This window comes from Acidovorax sp. MR-S7, from assembly GCF_000400995.2.
Classification (GTDB): domain Bacteria; phylum Pseudomonadota; class Gammaproteobacteria; order Burkholderiales; family Burkholderiaceae_C; genus MR-S7.
The window spans coordinates 94,916-112,869 of the sequence record NZ_DF238983.1 but is presented as its reverse complement, the minus strand read 5'-3'; the positions used below and the strand labels follow the sequence as shown (position 1 = coordinate 112,869).

General features: G+C 70.3%; 15 protein-coding genes and 1 pseudogene. 2 read left to right on the top strand and 14 right to left on the bottom strand.

Annotated elements, in window-relative coordinates; genetic code table 11:
* Positions 1-32 precede the first annotated feature (32 nt).
* The 4 genes from AVS7_RS19955 to AVS7_RS19940 all read right to left on the bottom strand — a co-directional run bounded on the left by AVS7_RS19955 (position 33) and on the right by AVS7_RS19940 (position 6,571).
* Complete coding sequence (locus AVS7_RS19955; RefSeq protein ID WP_020229830.1) at positions 33-2,705, bottom strand: FimV/HubP family polar landmark protein; 2,673 nt, start codon at positions 2,703-2,705, stop codon at positions 33-35.
* Positions 2,706-2,977: 272 nt separating this feature from the next.
* On the bottom strand, positions 2,978-4,108 hold the full coding sequence (asd, locus tag AVS7_RS19950; RefSeq protein ID WP_034691271.1) for an aspartate-semialdehyde dehydrogenase: 1,131 nt from the start codon (positions 4,106-4,108) through the stop codon (positions 2,978-2,980).
* Positions 4,109-4,361: 253 nt separating this feature from the next.
* A complete protein-coding gene (locus tag AVS7_RS19945; protein ID WP_020229827.1) occupies positions 4,362-5,606 on the bottom strand; it encodes an FAD-binding oxidoreductase in 1,245 nt (414 codons plus the stop codon).
* Positions 5,603-6,571, bottom strand: coding sequence for a tripartite tricarboxylate transporter substrate binding protein (locus AVS7_RS19940; protein WP_020229826.1), 969 nt, complete (start codon positions 6,569-6,571; stop codon positions 5,603-5,605). Before AVS7_RS19940 ends, AVS7_RS19945 begins: the two co-directional genes overlap by 4 nt.
* A gap of 107 nt (positions 6,572-6,678) precedes the next feature.
* Between AVS7_RS19940 and AVS7_RS19935 the strand changes: the two genes are divergently transcribed.
* Both AVS7_RS19935 and AVS7_RS19930 read left to right on the top strand, forming a co-directional pair.
* Entirely contained in the window at positions 6,679-7,605 is a 927-nt protein-coding gene (locus AVS7_RS19935; RefSeq protein WP_020229825.1) for a LysR family transcriptional regulator, read from the top strand.
* 50 nt (positions 7,606-7,655) lie between these two features.
* Positions 7,656-8,970: pseudogene (locus tag AVS7_RS19930) on the top strand (diguanylate cyclase).
* Positions 8,971-8,974: 4 nt separating this feature from the next.
* Here the strand turns inward: AVS7_RS19930 and leuB are convergent.
* The 10 genes from leuB to AVS7_RS19880 all read right to left on the bottom strand — a co-directional run bounded on the left by leuB (position 8,975) and on the right by AVS7_RS19880 (position 17,947).
* Positions 8,975-10,045 (bottom strand): 3-isopropylmalate dehydrogenase, encoded by a 1,071-nt coding sequence (leuB, locus tag AVS7_RS19925; RefSeq protein WP_020229824.1) that lies wholly within the window; start codon positions 10,043-10,045, stop codon positions 8,975-8,977.
* A 76-nt stretch (positions 10,046-10,121) separates the two neighbouring features.
* The gene (gene leuD / locus AVS7_RS19920) at positions 10,122-10,772 is read right to left on the bottom strand and encodes a 3-isopropylmalate dehydratase small subunit (RefSeq protein ID WP_020229823.1); all 651 of its coding nucleotides are present in this window, start codon (positions 10,770-10,772) and stop codon (positions 10,122-10,124) included.
* A gap of 13 nt (positions 10,773-10,785) precedes the next feature.
* On the bottom strand, positions 10,786-10,908 hold the full coding sequence (locus tag AVS7_RS19915) for an entericidin A/B family lipoprotein (RefSeq protein WP_020229822.1): 123 nt from the start codon (positions 10,906-10,908) through the stop codon (positions 10,786-10,788).
* Between the two features lie 11 nt (positions 10,909-10,919).
* On the bottom strand, positions 10,920-12,341 hold the full coding sequence (gene leuC, locus AVS7_RS19910) for a 3-isopropylmalate dehydratase large subunit (RefSeq protein WP_020229821.1): 1,422 nt from the start codon (positions 12,339-12,341) through the stop codon (positions 10,920-10,922).
* Positions 12,342-12,360: 19 nt separating this feature from the next.
* Positions 12,361-13,293, bottom strand: coding sequence for a LysR family transcriptional regulator (locus tag AVS7_RS19905; protein ID WP_020229820.1), 933 nt, complete (start codon positions 13,291-13,293; stop codon positions 12,361-12,363).
* Positions 13,294-13,467: 174 nt separating this feature from the next.
* Positions 13,468-14,832: an MBL fold metallo-hydrolase gene (locus AVS7_RS19900; RefSeq protein WP_020229819.1), complete on the bottom strand. Its 1,365-nt coding sequence runs from the start codon at positions 14,830-14,832 to the stop codon at positions 13,468-13,470.
* 79 nt (positions 14,833-14,911) lie between these two features.
* Positions 14,912-16,396 carry a 4-hydroxy-3-polyprenylbenzoate decarboxylase gene (ubiD, locus tag AVS7_RS19895; RefSeq protein WP_020229818.1) on the bottom strand — a complete coding sequence of 495 codons (1,485 nt, stop codon included), beginning with the start codon at positions 16,394-16,396 and terminating at the stop codon, positions 14,912-14,914.
* 56 nt (positions 16,397-16,452) lie between these two features.
* A complete protein-coding gene (locus tag AVS7_RS19890) occupies positions 16,453-17,040 on the bottom strand; it encodes a UbiX family flavin prenyltransferase (protein WP_020229817.1) in 588 nt (195 codons plus the stop codon).
* Positions 17,037-17,432, bottom strand: coding sequence for a putative zinc-binding protein (locus AVS7_RS19885; protein ID WP_020229816.1), 396 nt, complete (start codon positions 17,430-17,432; stop codon positions 17,037-17,039). Before AVS7_RS19885 ends, AVS7_RS19890 begins: the two co-directional genes overlap by 4 nt.
* Positions 17,429-17,947 (bottom strand): SCP2 domain-containing protein, encoded by a 519-nt coding sequence (locus AVS7_RS19880; RefSeq protein WP_020229815.1) that lies wholly within the window; start codon positions 17,945-17,947, stop codon positions 17,429-17,431. The genes AVS7_RS19885 and AVS7_RS19880 overlap by 4 nt, the downstream gene beginning before the upstream one ends.
* Positions 17,948-17,954: the final 7 nt, after the last annotated feature.

Here is a 17,954-nt window from a genome sequence, read left to right as displayed (position 1 = left end):
GCGGCTGCCGCGCGCGGGCAGGCAGCGGCGCATCAGCCCAGTTCGGCCAGCAGGCGCTGGGCGCGGGCCTTGAGGTCGCCGGACGATTCGGCGATCACTTCCTCGATCAGGGAGCGGGCGCCTTCGCTGTCTCCGATGGTGTTGAACTCTTCCGCCAGCGCCAGCTTGGTGGCCAGCGGATCGTCCGGCAGTGCATCGGCTGCTGCCGCGGGCGTGGGCTGGGGCACGGGCTGGGCGGCGGACGCTGCCTTGGCGCTGGGGGCGCCCAGGTCCAGCGACAGGTCGCCCAGATCGAATTCGAGCGGCTCTGGCGCCGGGGCCTTGGCATCGCGGCTGGTCAGCGGGGCGACGGCCGAGTCCATCAGCGACAGGTCGGAGGGCTGGAAGTCGAGCGGGGAGGGCTCCGTACCCGATGCACCAGCGTCCGGGAGTTCCGGCTGGGCGGCGGTGGCAGGCGGCTCCCACGGGGTATCGGGCAGTTCGAGGTCGCCCAGGTCCAGTTCAGGCGCGGGCGCCTCGGCTGGAGGAACGTCGGCCGTCGGGGGCGTCGCATGCAGTGTGGCATCGGCCATCGCGGCGGCGAAGGCGCCCGCAGGGGCCGGATCGGGTGCGGGGGGCGCTTCGTGCAGATCGAGGTCCAGGTCCAAATCCAGGTCCGGCAATATGGAGTTCGGGGCTTCATCGGCCAGCGGCTGGGGGGCAGACGCTGCGAATGTGCTCGCGAACGCCGTGGCTGCAGCGGCACCGGCACCGGCAGCGGCCTGCGCCGCGGTGGCGGCCGCCGGGCGGCCGCCGGGCTGGTACAGCGCGTTGTCCGGGTCCAGGGTGCGGCCCAGGTCGGAGACGCGGGCCCAGTCCGGACCCTGGCCGTTGGAGAGGGTGAACACCTCGCTGGCCGCGGCTTCCAGGGCCTTGCGGTCCTGGCGCTTGGCGTAGATCTCCGCGAGCTTGGCGGGGATCGAAACACGCTCGGGATGGTGGCGCGCGGCTTCCTTGAGGATTTCCTCGGCCTGCAGGTCGCGGCCATAGGCCAGGTAGACATCGGCTTCGGCCACGGGATCCACGTCGCCGCCCGCATCCAGCTGGCTGGGCGAGTAGGTCATGGAGGAAGAACCGGTGGTGAGTTCGCTGTTGGCCGTGTCCACGCGCTGGCCGCCGCTGGCGCCGAAGAAGGAGTCGGGCTGCAGGCGGCTTTCCAGGAAGGAGCTGTCCACCGCGCCCTGGTTGCGCCGGCGCTGGGCGATGCGGTAGCCGCCGTAGCCCAGCAGGGCCAGCAGGAGGGCGAGCGCGCCGCCCGCCAGCAGCGGGTCTTCGGTCAGGGAGTCGAGGAAGCTGGGTTCCTCGTACTGCACGGGCTGCGGAGCGGGTTTGGGGGCCTGCGCGGGGGCTGGCGCAGGTGCCTCGGCCGCGGGTTCGGGGGCCGCAGCAGCGGGCTCCGAGGCGGGCGCTGCAGGTGCCGCCGGTGCGCTTTCGGCCCCAGGCGCCGTCTCGGCGCTGGCCCCAGGCGCGGAAGCGGGAAGGCCCGCCGGGGCAGGCACGGACACGCCCGGGCCGGCCTGCGCTGCAGGCGCCGTCGCCGGTGCCGCGCCTGGCTCGGCCGTCTTGGCGGTGCCGCTGCTGATCTGGTTCAGTTCGGAAATATTCTTGGACAGCTCCGCCATGCGGGCGGCGTTCTGGTCCGTCTGCTTGTCGCGGGCGAGCTTGTCGTCGGCCTTCTGGGCCTGGACGCTGCCCTTGGACAGGGTGAGCTTGTCCGGGCTGGCGACCGTGGGCTTGCGGTCTTCGACCTGTGTTTGCACCGAGCCGCTGGCCGTGCGCTGCGCGGCGGCCACTTCGGCCGTGGGAGCGGCGGACGCCAGGCGGCGGCGGAATTCGTTGAAATCGCGGCTTTGCGTGGCGATGATCTGCCGGGCCTCGGCGGCGGGGGTGGCCTGCGCATCGGCTTCGCTGGGCATCTGCAGCACGGCGCCCGCGCGCAGGCGGTTCACGTTGCCCCGCACGAAGGCATCGGGATTGGCGCGCATCATCGCCACCAGCATCTGGTCCAGCGACACGCTGGCCGGCTTGTGGGCACTGGCGATGCGCCCGGCGGTGTCGCCGGTCCGCACCGTGACTTCGTCCGCTCTCTGGGGGCGCTCGGCGGCCGCCCTGGGCGTGGGGGTCGGTGCCGGGGCGGGTGCGGGCGGGCGGGCGATGGGCGCTGCCGCCGGCGGACGCGGTGCCACGGGGGCGGGCGCCGCCTCTGCGCGCGGCGCGGTGACCTGGGGCGGCGTGGTCACGGCGGCCTGCGGCCGGCGCAGGGCCGGCGGGTCGAACAGCATCGTGTAGCTGCGCACGATGTGGCCGGAACTCCACGAGGCGTCGATGACCAGGTCGACGAAAGGATCGTTGATGGGCCGGGTGCTGCTCAGCCGCAGCACCATGGAGCCGTCGGGACGGCGGTGGAGCTGGACCTGGACGTTGTGCGCGGCGGGCGAATACTCAAGGCCTTGCGCGCGGAACACCTCGGGCGAGGCGGGCGCGACGCGCAGGGAGTCCGCTTCGGAGGGGGTGATCTGGGGAAGTTCGATTTCGGCGCGCAGGGGTTCGCCCAGCGCCGACTGCACATTCACGCGTCCCAGGGCCAGTGCGCTGGCATCGGTGGCATAGAGCCCGGCCGACAGGGCGGCCGCTGCGGCCAGGACAGAGAGTTTCCAACGATGCATGGGTGCGACGGTGTGAATGAGGGATGCAGCCGTGGGAAGAGGCTTTTTTCTGTTCATGGTCGAGGCCCCTCCCGAGCGTGAAAATATGTAAAAAGCACCATAGCATCAATGTTTTGCACTGACAAGCTGACACGGCGCTCCAGCTTTTCCGCCCCGGTTTGGAGCAAGGAATGGCCCATCGCATGTTGGTAACGGACAACGACCCGTAACAGGGCGTATCCATCATGGAACTGCAGCCGGCGGCACCGCGCGGGCGCCGCCGGGCAGGGGGATCAGGCGTCCAGGAGGATGCGTAGCATGCGGCGCAGCGGCTCGGCCGCACCCCACAGGAGCTGGTCGCCGATGGTGAAGGCGCCGACATACTCGGGGCCCATGGCCAGCTTGCGGATGCGGCCCACAGGGATGGTCATGGTGCCGGTGACGGCCACGGGCGTCAGGTCGCGGAGCGTGGCCTCGCGCGTGTTGGGCACGACCTTGGCCCATTCGTTGTCGGCGGCGATCATGGCCTCGATGTCGGCTACGGGCACGTCCTTCTTCAGCTTGAAGGTCAGCGCCTGGCTGTGGCAGCGCATGGCACCCACGCGCACGCAGAAGCCATCGACCGGCACGGCGGGCGAGCCGAAGCCTTCGCCCTGGCCCATGATCTTGTTGGTCTCGGCCATGCCCTTCCACTCTTCCTTGGACATGCCGTTGCCCAGGTCCTTGTCGATCCAGGGAATCAGCGATCCGCCCAGGGGCACGCCGAAGTTGGCGGTTTCGTCGGCCGAAAGGGCGCGCTGCTTGGCGATGACCTTGCGGTCGATCTCCAGGATGACGCTCTTGGGGTCGTCGAGCAGGGCCTTCACCTCGGCGTTCAGCGTGCCGTACTGCGTGAGCAGCTCGCGCATGTGCTGTGCACCGCCGCCGCTGGCGGCCTGGTAGGTCTGCGTGCTCATCCACTCGACGAGGCCCGCCTTGTAGAGCGCACCCACGCCCATCAGCATGCAGCTCACCGTGCAGTTGCCGCCGATCCAGTTGTTGCCGCCCTTGGCCAGGGCGTTCTGGATGACGGGCATATTCACCGGGTCGAGGACGATGACCGCGTCGTCCTTCATGCGCAGCGTGGAGGCGGCGTCGATCCAGTGGCCCTTCCAGCCTGCGGCGCGCAGCTTGGGGAAGACCTCGGTGGTGTAGTCGCCGCCCTGGGCGGTGATGATGATCTCGCAGCGCGCCAGCTGCGCGATGTCGAACGCGTCCTGCAGCGTGGTCTCGTTCTTGGCCATCGCGGGCGCCTTGCCGCCTGCGTTCGATGTGGAGAAGAACAGGGGCTCGATCAGGTCGAAGTCCTTCTCCTGCACCATGCGGTCCATCAGCACAGAGCCGACCATGCCGCGCCAGCCGACCAAACCTACCAACTTGCTCATTTTCAACGCCCTTTCACAAAGTAAAAACAGTGCCCGACCGGACTTCTGTTCACCCCCGGCTCGTCTGGGCCAGGGAGGGCGCACGACGATACCGGAGCTGGTTCAGCCCTTAATGGTCGTGGTTTTGGTGGTGATTGCACGCTCGGCGACGCCTGCCAGGGCGGCAGTGGCGGTGTTCTGTGCGAACGGGCGGGCGGCAAACATAGCCGGGCATTGTAGCGGATGCCCGGGCGCGCCCGCCGGGCCCGGCCGCTCAGAATCGCCCGATGGCGTAAGGAGCCGGGTCGATCGCCGGCTTCGCACCCGCGATGAGCTGGCTGACGAGCTTGCCGCTGGGCGGGCCGCCCGTGAGGCCGAAGTGGCCATGCCCGAAGGCGAGGTACAGGCCGGGATGGCCGGGCGCCTCGCCCAGCACCGGCAGGCTGTCGGGCGTGGACGGGCGGTGGCCCATCCAGTAGCGCGGCTCGCCGGCCTGCAGGCCGGGGAAGATGCGCCGCGCATGCGCGGCGAGCGCTGCGGCGCGGCGCTCGTCCGGCGCGGCCTCGAGCCCGGCGAATTCCACGGTTCCCGTCACCCGCAGGCCCTCGGCCATGGGGGTCATGCCGAAGCCACGGTTCTTCACCGACAGCGGCATGGGCAGTTCGATGCTGGGCGCGGGCAGCAGGGCGTGGTAGCCGCGCTCGGATTCCAGCGGAACCCGCAGGCCCAGCGGCTCCAGCAGCCTGCCGCTCCAGGCCCCGCCCGCCACCACGATGCGTGGAAAGCGGCGGTTGGCCATGTTGGTCATCAGCGTGAACCCTTCGGGCCCGCACGGCAGGATCTTGAGTACGCGCTCGTGCACGGTCTGGCCTGCGCCCGCGAGGAATTGCGCATGCAGCGCCTGCACCAGCCCCAGCGGGCTGACGGTGAAGGCATTGCCGGGAATGCGCATGCCGCGCCGTATCTCGGGCGAGATGCCGGGATAGATGCGCTGCAGGTCGGCGGCCGTGAGCGGCTCGACGGCGATGGCATGGCGCTGGGCGATCTGCATCTCGATGCGCGACTCCATGCCGTCGCCTTCCCAGATGCGCACCTGCCCGACGGGCCGCACGAGGCGCTGGAAATCCGCGTCACCCAGCAGTTCGCGCCAGGCGTGGAGAGACGTGGAATGCAGTGCGCGCATCGCGTCGGAGATACGCAGCACGCGCTCGATCGAGCTGGCCCCGATCCAGCGCAGCAGCCAGGGCGCGAGGCGGGGCGCATACCCGCTGCGGATGACCAGGGGTCCGTCGGAGCGCAGCAGCCAGCCGGGCACCTTCCTGAGCATGCCGGGTTGGGCGATGGGCACGGCGGTGTCGGCGCTGATCAGCCCCGAGTTGCCGAACGACGTGCCCCCGCCCGCGGGCAGCGCGTCGATCACCGTCACCGCGAAGCCGGCGCGCTGCAGATAGAGGGCCGTGGACAGGCCCAGGATGCCGGAGCCGATGACCCCGACCGAGGTGGCGTCGGTGGCGCTCATTCGGGCTTGATCCCCAGCATGTCGACCGATGCCTGCCATTTGCCGGCGCGCGCGCGGATGAAGTCCCGGTAGTGCTCGGGACTGCCTGTGACCACCGTCGCGCCCTGGGTCTCCAGCCGCTGGGCGATGGCCGGGTCGGACAGCGCGCGCTGGACCGCGGCGCTGATCTTGCGCACCACGGCGGCAGGCGTGCCCGCAGGTGCCGAGATGCCGTTCCAGGTCTCCACCTCGAAGCCCGGATAGCCCTGCTCCGCGATCGTGGGAATGCTGGGCAGCTGGCGCAGGCGCTGCGCGGAGGCCACGCCGAGCACGCGCACCTTCTGCCCCTGGTAGAGCGACATGCCCGACGCGGCGCCCGCGAACATCATCTGCACCTGGCCGCTGACGACGTCCGAGATGGCGGGGGTGGAGCCTTTGTAGGGCACATGGGTGATGTCCACGCCCGCCGCGTGCTTGAAGAGCTCCATCGCCATGTGGCTGACGCCGCCGCGGCCCCAGGACGCGTAGTTGAGCTTGCCGGGGTGGGCCTTCGCGTCCTCCACCATCTGCTGCAGCGTGGTGGGGGTGTAGTTCAGGTGGGTCATCAGCACCATGGCCTGGGTCGCCATCATCGCCACCGGCGCGAAGTCGCGCTCGGCGTTGTAGGGCAGGTTGGCGTAGAGCAGCTGGTTGAGCGAGTCGATGTCGGTATTGGTGTTGATCAGTGTGTAGCCGTCGGGCTTGGCGCGGGCCGCGAGGTCGGCGCCGATGGTGCCGTTCGCGCCGGGCTTGTTCTCCACGACCACCGGCTGCTTCCACTCCTCGCTGAGCTTGGCCGCGACGATGCGCGTCGCCCCGTCGGACAGCGCGCCGGGCGGCCATGGAACAATGATGCGCACCGGGCGGTTGGGAAAGTCCTCCTGCGCATGGGCCGCGGGCAGGGTCGCCAGCATGGCGATGGCAAGCAACGTCCGAACGAACTTCATCTCGAATCCTTTTGCGAATGGCGGTGTGGAAATTCACTGTAGGCCGCGGCCGCCGCCCCTGGCAAAGGATTTGTGCTTCAGTCCAATCAACCGCAAGTTAAGTCGCCATGCGCACCGAAGCCCGCAGACCCACGTTCCGCCAGCTCGAAGCCTTCCACGCGGTGATGACCGGCGGCAGCATGAAGGCGGCCGCGGAAACGCTCTTCATCAGCCAGGCCGCGGTGAGCAAGCTGATCGCCTCGCTGGAGGAAGACCTGGGCCTGAGCCTGTTCGAATCCAAGCGCGGCGGCCTGCGGCCGAGCGAGGCCGGGCAGGTGATGCACCAGCAGACGCGGCAGCTGTTCGGCGCGGTGTGGAAGCTGGCCGACCTGGCCGACAAGCTGCGCGACAGGGAGGCCGGGCGCCTGCGCATCGCGGCCATGTCCACCCTGTCGGTGAGCGGGCTGCCGCGGCTGCTGGCGGGCGTGCTGCAGGGGCGTGAGGCGCTGCAGGTGGAGGTGGACACCTTCAGCTCCAACGAGATCATCGGCCTGGTCCGCGACCGGCGCTACGACATCGGCCTGGCCATGCCGCCCGTGGATCTCGACGGCGTGGAGCTGATCCAGGCCTACCGGCTGCGGTGCAAATGCATCTCGGCCACGCCGGGAGACTTCGGCGGCGCGGCGCGGGTGGACCCGTCCATGCTGGCCGGCCGCGAGTTCGTCTCGCTCGCCGAGGGCAGCTTCACGCGGCTGCGCATCGACGAGCTGTTCACCGCGCAGAACATCCCCCGGCGCATGGCGGTGTCGGCCCGCTCGCCGGCCACCGTGGCGACGTTCGTGCTCCACGGCCGCGGCGTGTCCATCGTCGATCCGTTCACAGCGGCTGACCATGGGGCGCGCGGCGGCGGGGTGCACGAGTTCGACCCGCCGATCCCTAGCACCGTCCTGTGGCTCAAGGCCGTGGGCGCGCCGCTGCCGGCGGTGTTTCCGGACATCCGGTCGGCTTTCGACGAAGCTGTGCGACCGCTGCTGCTGGAGGGCTGGGTCGCATGAGCCCGCCGGGCGTATAGTTACAAATCTTTCCGGACGGTTCCGCTTCCTCCATGTCTTCCCTCGACGATTCCCTTGCAGGCTGGCAGGACGATCCGCGCCACCTGCGCGACCTGCTGGACCACAACAGCGACTGGATCTGGGAAGTGGACGCCCAGGGCCGCTACACCTATTGCTCGGCCATGGTGACGGTGCTGCTCGGGCGGCCGCCCTCCGAAGTGCTGGGGCGCACGCCGTTCGATTTCATGCCGCAGGCCGAGGCGCAGCGCGTGGGCCGCGAGTTCGCGGCGATCGTGGCGGCGCGCAGGCCGTTCTCGGGGCTGGTGAACCGCAACGTGCGGCCCGACGGCAGCATCGTGGTGCTCGAAACCAGCGGCGTGCCGCTCTTCGACGCGCAGGGCGACCTGGCCGGCTACCGCGGCGTGGACCGCGACATCTCGATGCTCGGCGAGCGCGTTCTGCAGCTGGAGGCGGTGTACGACCTGGCGCCCGTGGCCCTGTGCACGCTGACGCGCGAGGGGCGTGTGGCCATGGCCGACCAGGCCATGGCGTTGCTGCTGGGACGCGAGGTGGAGGCGCTGCCCGGCCTGTGCCTGGCGGAGCGGGTGCCCGTGGCGGCCGATGCCCTGCGCGAGGACTTCGCCGCCGCCGACGCGGGCGCACCCATGCCCGGCCGTGAATGGGCCTGGGACGGGCGCTGGTTCTACGTGACGCGGCACCCGTTGCGCGATGCGCGCGCCGCAGTGGTGGGCCTGTCGGTCGCGTGGATGGACATCACCGCGCGCAAGATGGCCGAGGAACAGCTCACCGCGGCCAACGACCGCCTGGCCTACTATGCGCGGCAGGACTATCTCACCGGGCTGCACAACCGCCGCTCGCTGGACGAGCGGCTGGAGCGCGAGATCGCCCGCGCCCGGCGCGACGGCCAGGTGCTGTCGCTGTGCATGGCGGACGTGGACTATTTCAAGAGCTACAACGACACCCAGGGCCACCTGGGCGGCGACGAGTGCCTGCGCGCCGTGGCGCGGGTGCTGGAGCAATGCGCGCTGCGGCCGGGCGACATGGTGAGCCGCTATGGCGGCGAGGAGTTCGTCGTCGTGCTGCCCGGCACCGACGCGCGCGGCGCGGCCGCAGTGGCCGAGCGCATGCGCGCAGGTCGAGACGCTGCGGCTGCCCCACCCGGCGAGCCCGCAGGGCCTGGTCACGGTGAGCCTGGGCGTGGTGTGCTGGCAGCCGGTGCCCGGCGACGCGCCCGTGGAGGCGGCCGTGCTGCTGCAGGCGGAGGACCGGGCGCTCTACGCCGCCAAGTCCGCGGGGCGCAACCGCACGGCCAGCGCGGCGCTGCCGCAGGCCGCACCGGCCGCCTGACCGCTCAGCCCAGCGCCTTCAGCACGGCGTCGCCCATCTCCACCGTACCGACCTTGGTCGTGCCCGCGCTGTAGATGTCGGGCGTGCGCAGGCCCTGTGCCAGCACGCTCGTGACGGCGGCCTCGATGCGGCGGGCGGCTTCCTCCTGGCCCAGCGAGAAGCGCAGCATCATCGCCGCGCTGAGGATGGTGGCGAGCGGGTTGGCCACGCCCTTGCCGGCGATGTCGGGTGCGCTGCCGTGGCTGGGCTCGTACAGGCCCTGCTTCTTGTCGTTCAGCGAAGCCGAAGGCAGCATGCCGATGGAGCCGGTGAGCATGGAGGCCTCGTCGCTGAGGATGTCGCCGAACATGTTGCCGGTCACGATCACGTCGAAGGCCTTGGGCGCCTTCACGAGCTGCATGGCGGCGTTGTCCACGTACATGTGCTGCAGCTCCACGTCGGGGTAGTCCTTGTGCACCTCGGTGACCACGTCCTTCCAGAACTGGAAGGTCTCCAGCACATTGGCCTTGTCGACGCTGGTCACCTTCTTATTGCGCTTGCGCGCGGCCTCGAACGCGACGCGGGCGATGCGCTCGATCTCGGGCCTGCTGTAGCGCATTGTGTCGAAGGCTTCCTCAGCTCCGGGGAAGTGGCCGTCGGCGGCGGTGCGGCGTCCACGCGGCTGGCCGAAGTAGATGTCGCCCGTCAGCTCGCGGATGATGAGGATGTCCAGGCCCGCGATCAGCTCGGGCTTGAGGCTCGATGCGCCCACGAGCTGCTCGTAGCAGATGGCGGGGCGGAAGTTGGCGAACAGGCCCAGGTTCTTGCGCAGGCCCAGGATGGCCTGCTCGGGGCGCAGGGGGCGGTCGAGCGTGTCGTACTTCCAGTCGCCCACGGCGCCGAACAGCACGGCGTCGGCCTCCTGGGCGAGCTTGAGCGTGGCCTCGGGCAGCGGGTGTCCCGAGGCTTCGTAGGCCGCGCCGCCGACGGGAGCGCTTTCCATCTCCAGCTTCAGGTCGAGCGCCTCGAGCACCTTGACGGCTTCGGCGACGATTTCGGGGCCAATGCCGTCACCCGGCAGAACTGCGATTTTCATGGTCGGTTTACTTCGGTTTCGATAGCTGCCAGCGCTTGTCAGACAAGCGCTGGGACGTGTTTTGGCTTGAGGATGCTCAGGACGCCATCGTGTGGGCCAGCCAGGGCTTGGTGGCCAGGCGCTCGGCCTCGAAGGCGCGGATCTTGTCGGCGTGGCGCAGGGTCAGGCCGATGTCGTCGAAGCCGTTGAGTAGGCAGTACTTGCGGAACGGGATCACGTCGAACGGGATCTCCTCGCCTTGCGGGCGCACGACCACCTGGCGCTCCAGGTCGATGGTCAGCTCGTAGCCGGGGAAGGCCGCCACTTCGCTGAAGAGCTGGTCCACCGTGGCTTCGGGCAGCACGATGGGCAGCAGGCCGTTCTTGAAGCAGTTGTTGAAGAAGATGTCTGCGAAGCTCGGCGCGATGACGGCGCGGAAGCCGTACTGGTCCAGCGCCCAGGGCGCGTGCTCGCGGCTCGAGCCGCAGCCGAAGTTGCGGCGCGCGATGAGGACGCTGGCACCCTTGTAGCGCGGCTGGTTCAGCACGAAGTCGGGGTTGGGCTTGCGTGCGCTCTCGGGCACGCCGGGCTCGCCCTTGTCGAGGTAGCGCCACTCGTCGAACAGGTTGGGGCCGAAGCCCGTCTTCTTGATCGACTTGAGGAACTGCTTGGGGATGATGGCGTCGGTGTCGACGTTCTCGCGGTCCATGGGGGCGACGAGGCCCTTGTGCACGGTGAATTTCTGCATGGCGGTGGGTCCTTTACTTGGCGGCGCGTTCGATGGCCGAGCCGGCGCGCTGCACGTCCTGGCCCATGCCCTTGACGGTGTTGCAGCCGGCCAGCACGAAGGCCAGGGCGAGGAGGGTGGCGAGAGGCTGTTTCACGGCAGCGCCCCTCAGGCGAATTGGCGGATGTCCACGAAATGGCCGTGGATGGCGGCGGCCGCGGCCATCGCGGGGCTCACCAGGTGCGTGCGCCCGCCCGCGCCCTGGCGGCCTTCGAAGTTGCGGTTGCTGGTCGAAGCGCAGCGCTCGCCGGGCTCCAGGCGGTCGGCGTTCATGGCCAGGCACATGGAGCAGCCGGGCTCGCGCCACTCGAAGCCCGCGGCGCGGAAGATCTCGTGCAGCCCCTCGCGCTCGGCCTGTTCCTTCACCAGCCCTGAGCCGGGCACGACCATGGCGAGCTTGACGTTCTTTGCCACCTTCTGGCCCAGCTTCTTGACCACGGCGGCGGCTTCGCGCATGTCCTCGATGCGGCTGTTGGTGCAGCTGCCGATGAACACCTTGTCCACGAAGATGTCATTGATCGGCTTGCCGGGTTCCAGCGCCATGTAGGTCAGCGCACGCTCGATGGCGCCGCGCTTGGCTTGGTCCTTTTCCTTGTCGGGGTCGGGCACCGTGGCGTCCACGCCCAGCACCATCTCGGGGCTGGTGCCCCAGGTGACCTGCGGCACGATGTCCGCGCCGTTCAGCTCGACTACGGCGTCGAACTTCGCATCGGCATCGGAATGCAGCGTCTTCCAGTAGGCCACGGCCTGGTCCCACTCCACGCCCGTGGGGGCCAGCGGGCGGCCCTTCACGTACTCGATGGTCTTGTCGTCCACGGCCACCAGGCCCGCGCGCGCGCCGGCCTCGATGGCCATGTTGCACACCGTCATGCGGCCTTCCATCGACAGCGCACGGATCGCGTCGCCCGCGAACTCGATGGTGTAGCCCGTGCCGCCGGCGGTGCCGATGCGGCCGATGATGGCCAGCACGATGTCCTTGGCCGTCACGCCGGGCGCGACCTTGCCGTTCACCTTCACCAGCATGTTCTTGGCCTTCTTGGCCAGCAGGGTCTGCGTGGCCATCACGTGCTCCACCTCGCTGGTGCCGATGCCGTGGGCCAGGGCGCCGAACGCACCGTGCGTGCTGGTGTGGCTGTCGCCGCAGACCACGGTCATGCCGGGCAGGGTGGCGCCGTTCTCGGGGCCGATCACGTGCACGATGCCCTGGCGCTTGGACAGGAACGGGAAGAACGCGGCCGCGCCCCATTCCTGGATGTTCTTGTCCAGGGTGGTGATCTGCTCCTTGCTGATCGGGTCGTCGATGCCGTCGTAGCCGCGCTCCCAGCCCGTGGTGGGCGTGTTGTGGTCGGCCGTGGCGACGATGGAGCTCACGCGCCAGAGCTTGCGGCCGGCCTCGCGCAGGCCCTCGAACGCCTGCGGGCTGGTCACCTCGTGCACCAGGTGGCGGTCGATGTAGAGGACGGACGTGCCGTCCTCCTCGGTGTGGACGACGTGCTCGTCGAAGATCTTGTCGTACAGGGTGCGTCCCATGGCAGTCTCGCTTCGTCTTTCAGGTGGGGAGGGAAATTGTAGGAGGGGTCAAATGTTCGACCAGCAGGCGCGCGGTGACGGGCAGCGCGTCGAAGTCGCGCGCCACCAGCCGCAGCGCGCGCAGGGCCCAGGGTTCGTCCAGCGGCACGGCGGCCAGCCGGCCCACGCCCTGCATCAGCGCGAACGCCCGGTCGGGCAGCAGGCCCACGCCCAGGCCGTTGTCGATCATGCGGCACATGGCGTCCAGGCCCGTGACCTGGATGCGCTGGCGCAGCGGGCGCCCCGCCTGCGCGGCGGCCTGGCGCATCGCCAGGCTGATGCTGCTGCCCGCGTGCAGGCCGACGATGTCCCAGTCGAGCACTTCGTCGAACTGGACGGCTTCCCGCGCCTGCAGGGCGTGGCCTTGCGGCACGACCAGCACCAGCCGGTCGGTGCGGTAGGGGCGGCTCTGCAGCTCGCCCTCCGCCGTGGCCGGCACGTTGCACAGCCCCAAGTCCGCCGCGCCCTCGCGCACGGCGTGCAGCACGTCGGGGCTCAGGTGCTCCTGCAGGTCGATCTTGATCTGGCTGTGCGCGCGCGCGAACGCGCCCAGGTCCTCGGGCAGGAACTGCACGATGGCCGAGATGTTGGCGTGCATGCGCACGTGGCCGCGCACGCCCTCGGCGTATTCGCTCAGTTCGCCCTGCATGCGCTCCAGGCCGAACAGCACCGTGCGCGCATGGTGCAGCAGGCTCTCTCCGGCGGGCGTGAGCGTCACGCCGCGGCTGTGGCGGTAGAGCAGGGCGGTATCGACGGCGGCCTCCAGATCGGACAGACGCTTGCTCACCGCCGACGCGGCGATGAACTCGCGCTCGGCCGCGCGGCCGATGCTGCCCAGTTCGCAGACGGCCACGAACAGTTGCAGCGAGGTCAAGTCGATACGGCGCGCGAAGCTGCGCTCGGAGCTTTTCATCGGGGGAACGTGTCTTCTCGTTTGGAGAGGTATTCGCGTATTTTCCCCTAAGGCGCGTGGGTTTGTCATCGCCATATGCGATGTCTTGCATGCCGCCATGCGGCGGTGCTACTCCTGAAAAAGGAGCTGCTTGCGCTTGCGTATCAAGCGCTGGAGGTCGATTTGGCTTGCAATTCAGAGCGTCAGCGTGTCGCCGTGCTCCGGCACCTGGGCCGGCCAGCGCAGCGTGTGGGCGATGCGCTCGCGCAGCGCATCGGCCGCCGCCAGCTCGCCGTGCACCACGCACACCCGCCCCGGCGCGCGCGGGCTGGCGCGCAGCCAGTCGATGAGCTGGCCGCCGTCGGCATGGGCGGAGGCGGTGGCCAGCTGCACCACCTCGGCGCGGATGGCCACCTCCTGCCCGAAGATGCGGATGCTCTTTTCTCCCGCGGCGATGCGCGCGCCGCGCGTGCCGCCCGCCTGATGGCCGGTCAGCACGATCATGTTGCGGTGGTCGCCCGCGTGCAGCGCCAGGTGGTGCAGCACGCGCCCGCCCGTGGCCATGCCGCTGGCCGAGAGGATCACGCGCGGGCCGTGCAGCCGCGCCAGCGCCTTCGACTCGTCCACGCTGTGCACCAGCGTCGTGCCGCGCGCCATGGCGTGCAGGGCGGCGCGGTCCAGGCGGTGCTCGTCCATGTGGCCCTCGAAGAGCTGGGTGGCGCTCACGGCCATGGGGCTGTCCAGGTAGACGGGCAGCGACGGCGGCAGTGTGCCCTCGGCCTTGAGCCGTGCGATGGCGTGCAGCACCGTCTGCGCGCGCCCCACGGCGAACACCGGCACCACGGCCACGCCGCCGCGCGCGGCCAGGCGCGCGAGCGCGGGGCCCAGCTCATCCGTCACCGCGCCTTCGGGGTGGGTGCGGTTGCCATAGGTGGATTCGACCAGCACCACGTCGGCCGCGGGCGGCGGTTCGGGCGCGCGCATCAGCAGGTCGTCGGGCCGCCCCAGGTCGCCCGAGAACAGGATGCGCCGCCCGCCCACCTTCAGCAGGATGCTGGCCGCGCCCAGGATGTGCCCCGCGCGCGTGAACGTGGCGCGCCAGCCCGGCAGCGGCTCGAACGCCGTGTGCACAGGCCGCGGGCGCAGCAGCGCCAGGCTGTGCTGCGCGTCCAGCCGCGTGTAGAGCGGCAGCGCGGGCTCGTGCTGGCTGAGGTGGTGGCGGTTGAGGTAGTTGGCGTCCTCCTCCTGCAGGTGGCCGCTGTCGGGCAGCAGGATCGCGCACAGGTCGCGCGTGCCTGCCGTGCAGAACACCGGCCCTGCGAAGCCATCGCGCGCCAGCAGCGGCAGGTAGCCCGAGTGGTCCAGGTGCGCATGCGTGAGCAGCACGGCATGGACGGCGGCGGGCGCCACGGGCAGCGGCTGCCAGTTGCGCAGGCGCAGCGGCTTGTAGCCCTGGAACAGCCCGCAGTCGACAAGCAGCGCGCGGCCGCCGTGGCGCACGAGGTACTTGGAGCCAGTGACGGTGCCGGCTCCGCCGAGGAAGGTGAGGGTGACGCTCATGGATGGCCTGCGTGGTGGTTTGCCGCCAGCGTAGCAGCGCGCCCGCCGAAGCCACGCATTGGCGGTGCGCGGCGCTCGGCTATAGGCCCAGCGTGTCGGCCAGGGCGTTCATGCGCGCGGAGACCTCGGCGTCCATAGCCATCGGCCGGCCCCACTCGCGCTGCGTCTCGCCGGGCCACTTGTTCGTCGCGTCCAATCCCATCTTGCTGCCCAGGCCGGCGACGGGCGAGGCGAAATCGAGGTAGTCGATGGGCGTGTTCTCCACCAGCATCGTGTCGCGCGCGGGGTCCATGCGCGTGGTCAGGGCCCAGATGACTTCGGGCCATGCGCGCGCGTCCACGTCCTCGTCCACCACCACGATGAACTTGGTGTAGAGGAACTGGCGCAGGTGGCTCCACACGCCCATCATCACGCGCCGCGCGTGGCCCGCGTAGGCCTTGCGGATGCGCACCACGGCCATGCGATAGCTGCACGCCTCGGGCGGCAGGTAGAAGTCGAGGATCTCGGGGAAGGCGCGCTGCAGCAGCGGCACGAACAGCTCGTTCAGCGCCAGGCCGAGCATGGCGGGTTCGTCGGGTGGCTTGCCGGTGTAGGTGCTGTGGTACAGCGCATCCTCGCGCAGCGTGACGCGATCGACGGTGAACACGGGGAATTCGGCGCACTCGTTGTAGTAGCCGGTGTGGTCGCCGTAGGGGCCTTCGAGCGCGTGCTGCCAGCCGCTGGCGTGGCGGGCGTCGGGGCGGATGTGGCCTTCGAGCACGATCTCGGCGCTGGCGGGCACTTGCAGCGGCACGCCGAGCGCGGGCGCGACCTCGGTGCGCGCGCCGCGCAGCAGGCCGGCGAACTGGTATTCCGACAGCGTGTCGGGCACGGGCGTGACGGCGCCGAGGATGGTGGCCGGGTCGGCCCCGATGGCCACGGCCACCGGGTAGGGCTGGCCGGGGTGCAGGCGGCAGTGGTCGGCGAAGTCCAGCGCGCCGCCGCGGTGCGACAGCCAGCGCATGATGAGCTGGTTCTTCGACAGCAACTGCTGGCGGTAGATGCCGAGGTTCTGGCGCTTCTTCAGCGGCCCGCGCGTGATGGTGAGGCCCCAGGTGACGAGCGGCGCCACGTCGCCGGGCCAGCAGTGCTGGATGGGCAGGCGCGCCAGATCGACCTCGTTGCCCTCCCACACCACCTGCTGGCACGGTGGGCGGCGCACGTGCGCGGGGGCCATGCTCCACAGCGTCTTGAGCAGGTCGCGCTTGCCCCACAGGTCTTTCATGCCGCGCGGCGGCTCGGGTTCTTTCAGCGCGGCGAGCACTTCGCCGAAGGCGCGGATCTCGGGCAGCCCGGCCACGCCGAGCGCGCGCGCCACGCGCGCGGGCGTGCCGAACAGGTTGGCGAGCACCGGCATGGCATGGCCCGTGGGCTGCTCGAACAGCAGCGCCGGGCCGCCTGCGCGCAGCACGCGGTCGGCCAGCGCGGTCATTTCCAGATGCGGGGAGACGGGCGCGGCGATGCGGCGCAACTCGCCGGCTGCCTCCAGTTGCGCCATGAAGTCACGCAGGTCGCGGTAGTGCATGTTTTGAATGAAATTGGCCTCTAGCGCTTTACTGGTAAGCGCTGGCAGCTATCGAATCAGGAGTTTGACGGCAGGCCCTGCCAGCGCGGGGCGAGCGCGTTCTCGATGCCCAGCAGGTCGAGCGCGCGCGCCACGCTGTGGTCCACGATCTCGCCCACGGTGGTGGGGCGCTGGTAGAACGCGGGCATGGGCGGGCAGACGATGCCGCCCATCTCGGTCAACGTGGCCATGTTGCGCAGGTGCACCAGGTGCAGTGGCGATTCGCGCACCATCAGCACCAGGCGGCGGCGCTCCTTGAGCGCCACGTCGGCGGCGCGTGTGAGCAGGTTGTCGGCCAGGCCGTGGGCCACGGCCGCCAGGGTGCGCATGGAGCAGGGCGCGATGACCATGCCCTGCGCGGCGAACGAGCCGCTGGCGATGCTGGCGCCCACGTTGTCCAGCGCGTGCACCACGTCGGCCAGGGCCTCCACGCTGGCGCGGTCCATGTCCAGCTCGTGGCGCAGGTTGCGCCAGCCGGCGTCGGAGACGACCAGGTGCGATTCGACGTTGCCGATCTCGCGCAGCGCCTGCAGCAGGCGCGCGCCGTAGACGGCGCCGCTGGCGCCGGAAATGCCGACGATGACGCGGCGGGGAGAAATGCTCATGCGGCCTCTTTGCGCAGCGGGTGGTCGATCAGGTCGGCCTCGACCCGGCCCAGCACCTCGGCGGCCTGCGCGGGGTCGAAGTCCTGGTGGTTGCGCTTCTTCACGCCGTACTCGTGCAACTGGTAGTGCCGCGCCGGGGCGATGCCGTGGCGCGCCAGGCTGCTTTTCACGCACACCAGCGGGCAGCCGTCGAGCGCGACGATGGGGCGGCCCGACTGGGCCAGCTTGACCAGCTTGGGCACGTCGCCGCCCACGCCGGCGATGCACGACATCTCGGCCACGCCGCGCCGGTCGAGCTGCACGGCGACGTGGTTGGCGAGCTGCGCGGCGCTGGAGCAGCCGGAGCAGGAATAGACCAGCGGGTGGTCGGGGGCGGGGGCAGGGTCGTTCATGGCCGGCCTCCAAAAATCGGCGGCAGCGGTGGCAACTGGCGCGCCAGGGGCGGCGCGCGGCGCGCGAGCACGGCGCGCGGCGTCCAGTGCGCGGGGTCGAGCACGGGCAGCTCGATGGCGTCAAGCGCGTTCTTCACCACCAGGCCCAGCTCGGTGTCGCCCTCCATCACCAGGCGGCGGTTGAAGAACAGCGTGTCCGGGTCCTGGCGGCGCTGCGCCAGCAGCATGAAGTCCTGCGCGTTGGCGCTGATGGCCAGGTCCGGGGTGGCCTGCGGCGTGCTGGGCGCGAAGCGCTGGCCGTTCCACGAGAAGTCGAAGGCCAGGCGCGCGTCGCGCACGCGGATAGACAGGCGCTTGTCCTTGAGCAGCGCCTTCACGTCGCCCGGCAGGTGGCGCGCCAGCGCCAGGTTGATGGCGGTGACCAGCAGCACCGAGCCGGGGTAGGCGGGCAGGCGCGCGAGCACGGCACCCACGGGGCGCGGCAGGGTGAAGGGGGCGGGCGGGGTGGTGGTCATGGGGCCT

Coding starts and splice junctions, on each gene's coding strand:
- AVS7_RS19890 (WP_020229817.1), bottom strand. CDS start 17,040: ATGAGCATTTCTCCCCGCCGCGTCATCGTCGGCATTTCCGGCGCCAGC.
- AVS7_RS19900 (WP_020229819.1), bottom strand. CDS start 14,832: ATGAGCGTCACCCTCACCTTCCTCGGCGGAGCCGGCACCGTCACTGGC.
- leuC (WP_020229821.1), bottom strand. CDS start 12,341: ATGGGACGCACCCTGTACGACAAGATCTTCGACGAGCACGTCGTCCAC.
- AVS7_RS19955 (WP_020229830.1), bottom strand. CDS start 2,705: ATGCATCGTTGGAAACTCTCTGTCCTGGCCGCAGCGGCCGCCCTGTCG.
- AVS7_RS19905 (WP_020229820.1), bottom strand. CDS start 13,293: ATGAAAAGCTCCGAGCGCAGCTTCGCGCGCCGTATCGACTTGACCTCG.
- AVS7_RS19935 (WP_020229825.1), top strand. CDS start 6,679: ATGCGCACCGAAGCCCGCAGACCCACGTTCCGCCAGCTCGAAGCCTTC.
- AVS7_RS19945 (WP_020229827.1), bottom strand. CDS start 5,606: ATGAGCGCCACCGACGCCACCTCGGTCGGGGTCATCGGCTCCGGCATC.
- AVS7_RS19940 (WP_020229826.1), bottom strand. CDS start 6,571: ATGAAGTTCGTTCGGACGTTGCTTGCCATCGCCATGCTGGCGACCCTG.
- AVS7_RS19885 (WP_020229816.1), bottom strand. CDS start 17,432: ATGAACGACCCTGCCCCCGCCCCCGACCACCCGCTGGTCTATTCCTGC.
- AVS7_RS19880 (WP_020229815.1), bottom strand. CDS start 17,947: ATGACCACCACCCCGCCCGCCCCCTTCACCCTGCCGCGCCCCGTGGGT.
- leuB (WP_020229824.1), bottom strand. CDS start 10,045: ATGAAAATCGCAGTTCTGCCGGGTGACGGCATTGGCCCCGAAATCGTC.
- asd (WP_034691271.1), bottom strand. CDS start 4,108: ATGAGCAAGTTGGTAGGTTTGGTCGGCTGGCGCGGCATGGTCGGCTCT.
- leuD (WP_020229823.1), bottom strand. CDS start 10,772: ATGCAGAAATTCACCGTGCACAAGGGCCTCGTCGCCCCCATGGACCGC.
- ubiD (WP_020229818.1), bottom strand. CDS start 16,396: ATGCACTACCGCGACCTGCGTGACTTCATGGCGCAACTGGAGGCAGCC.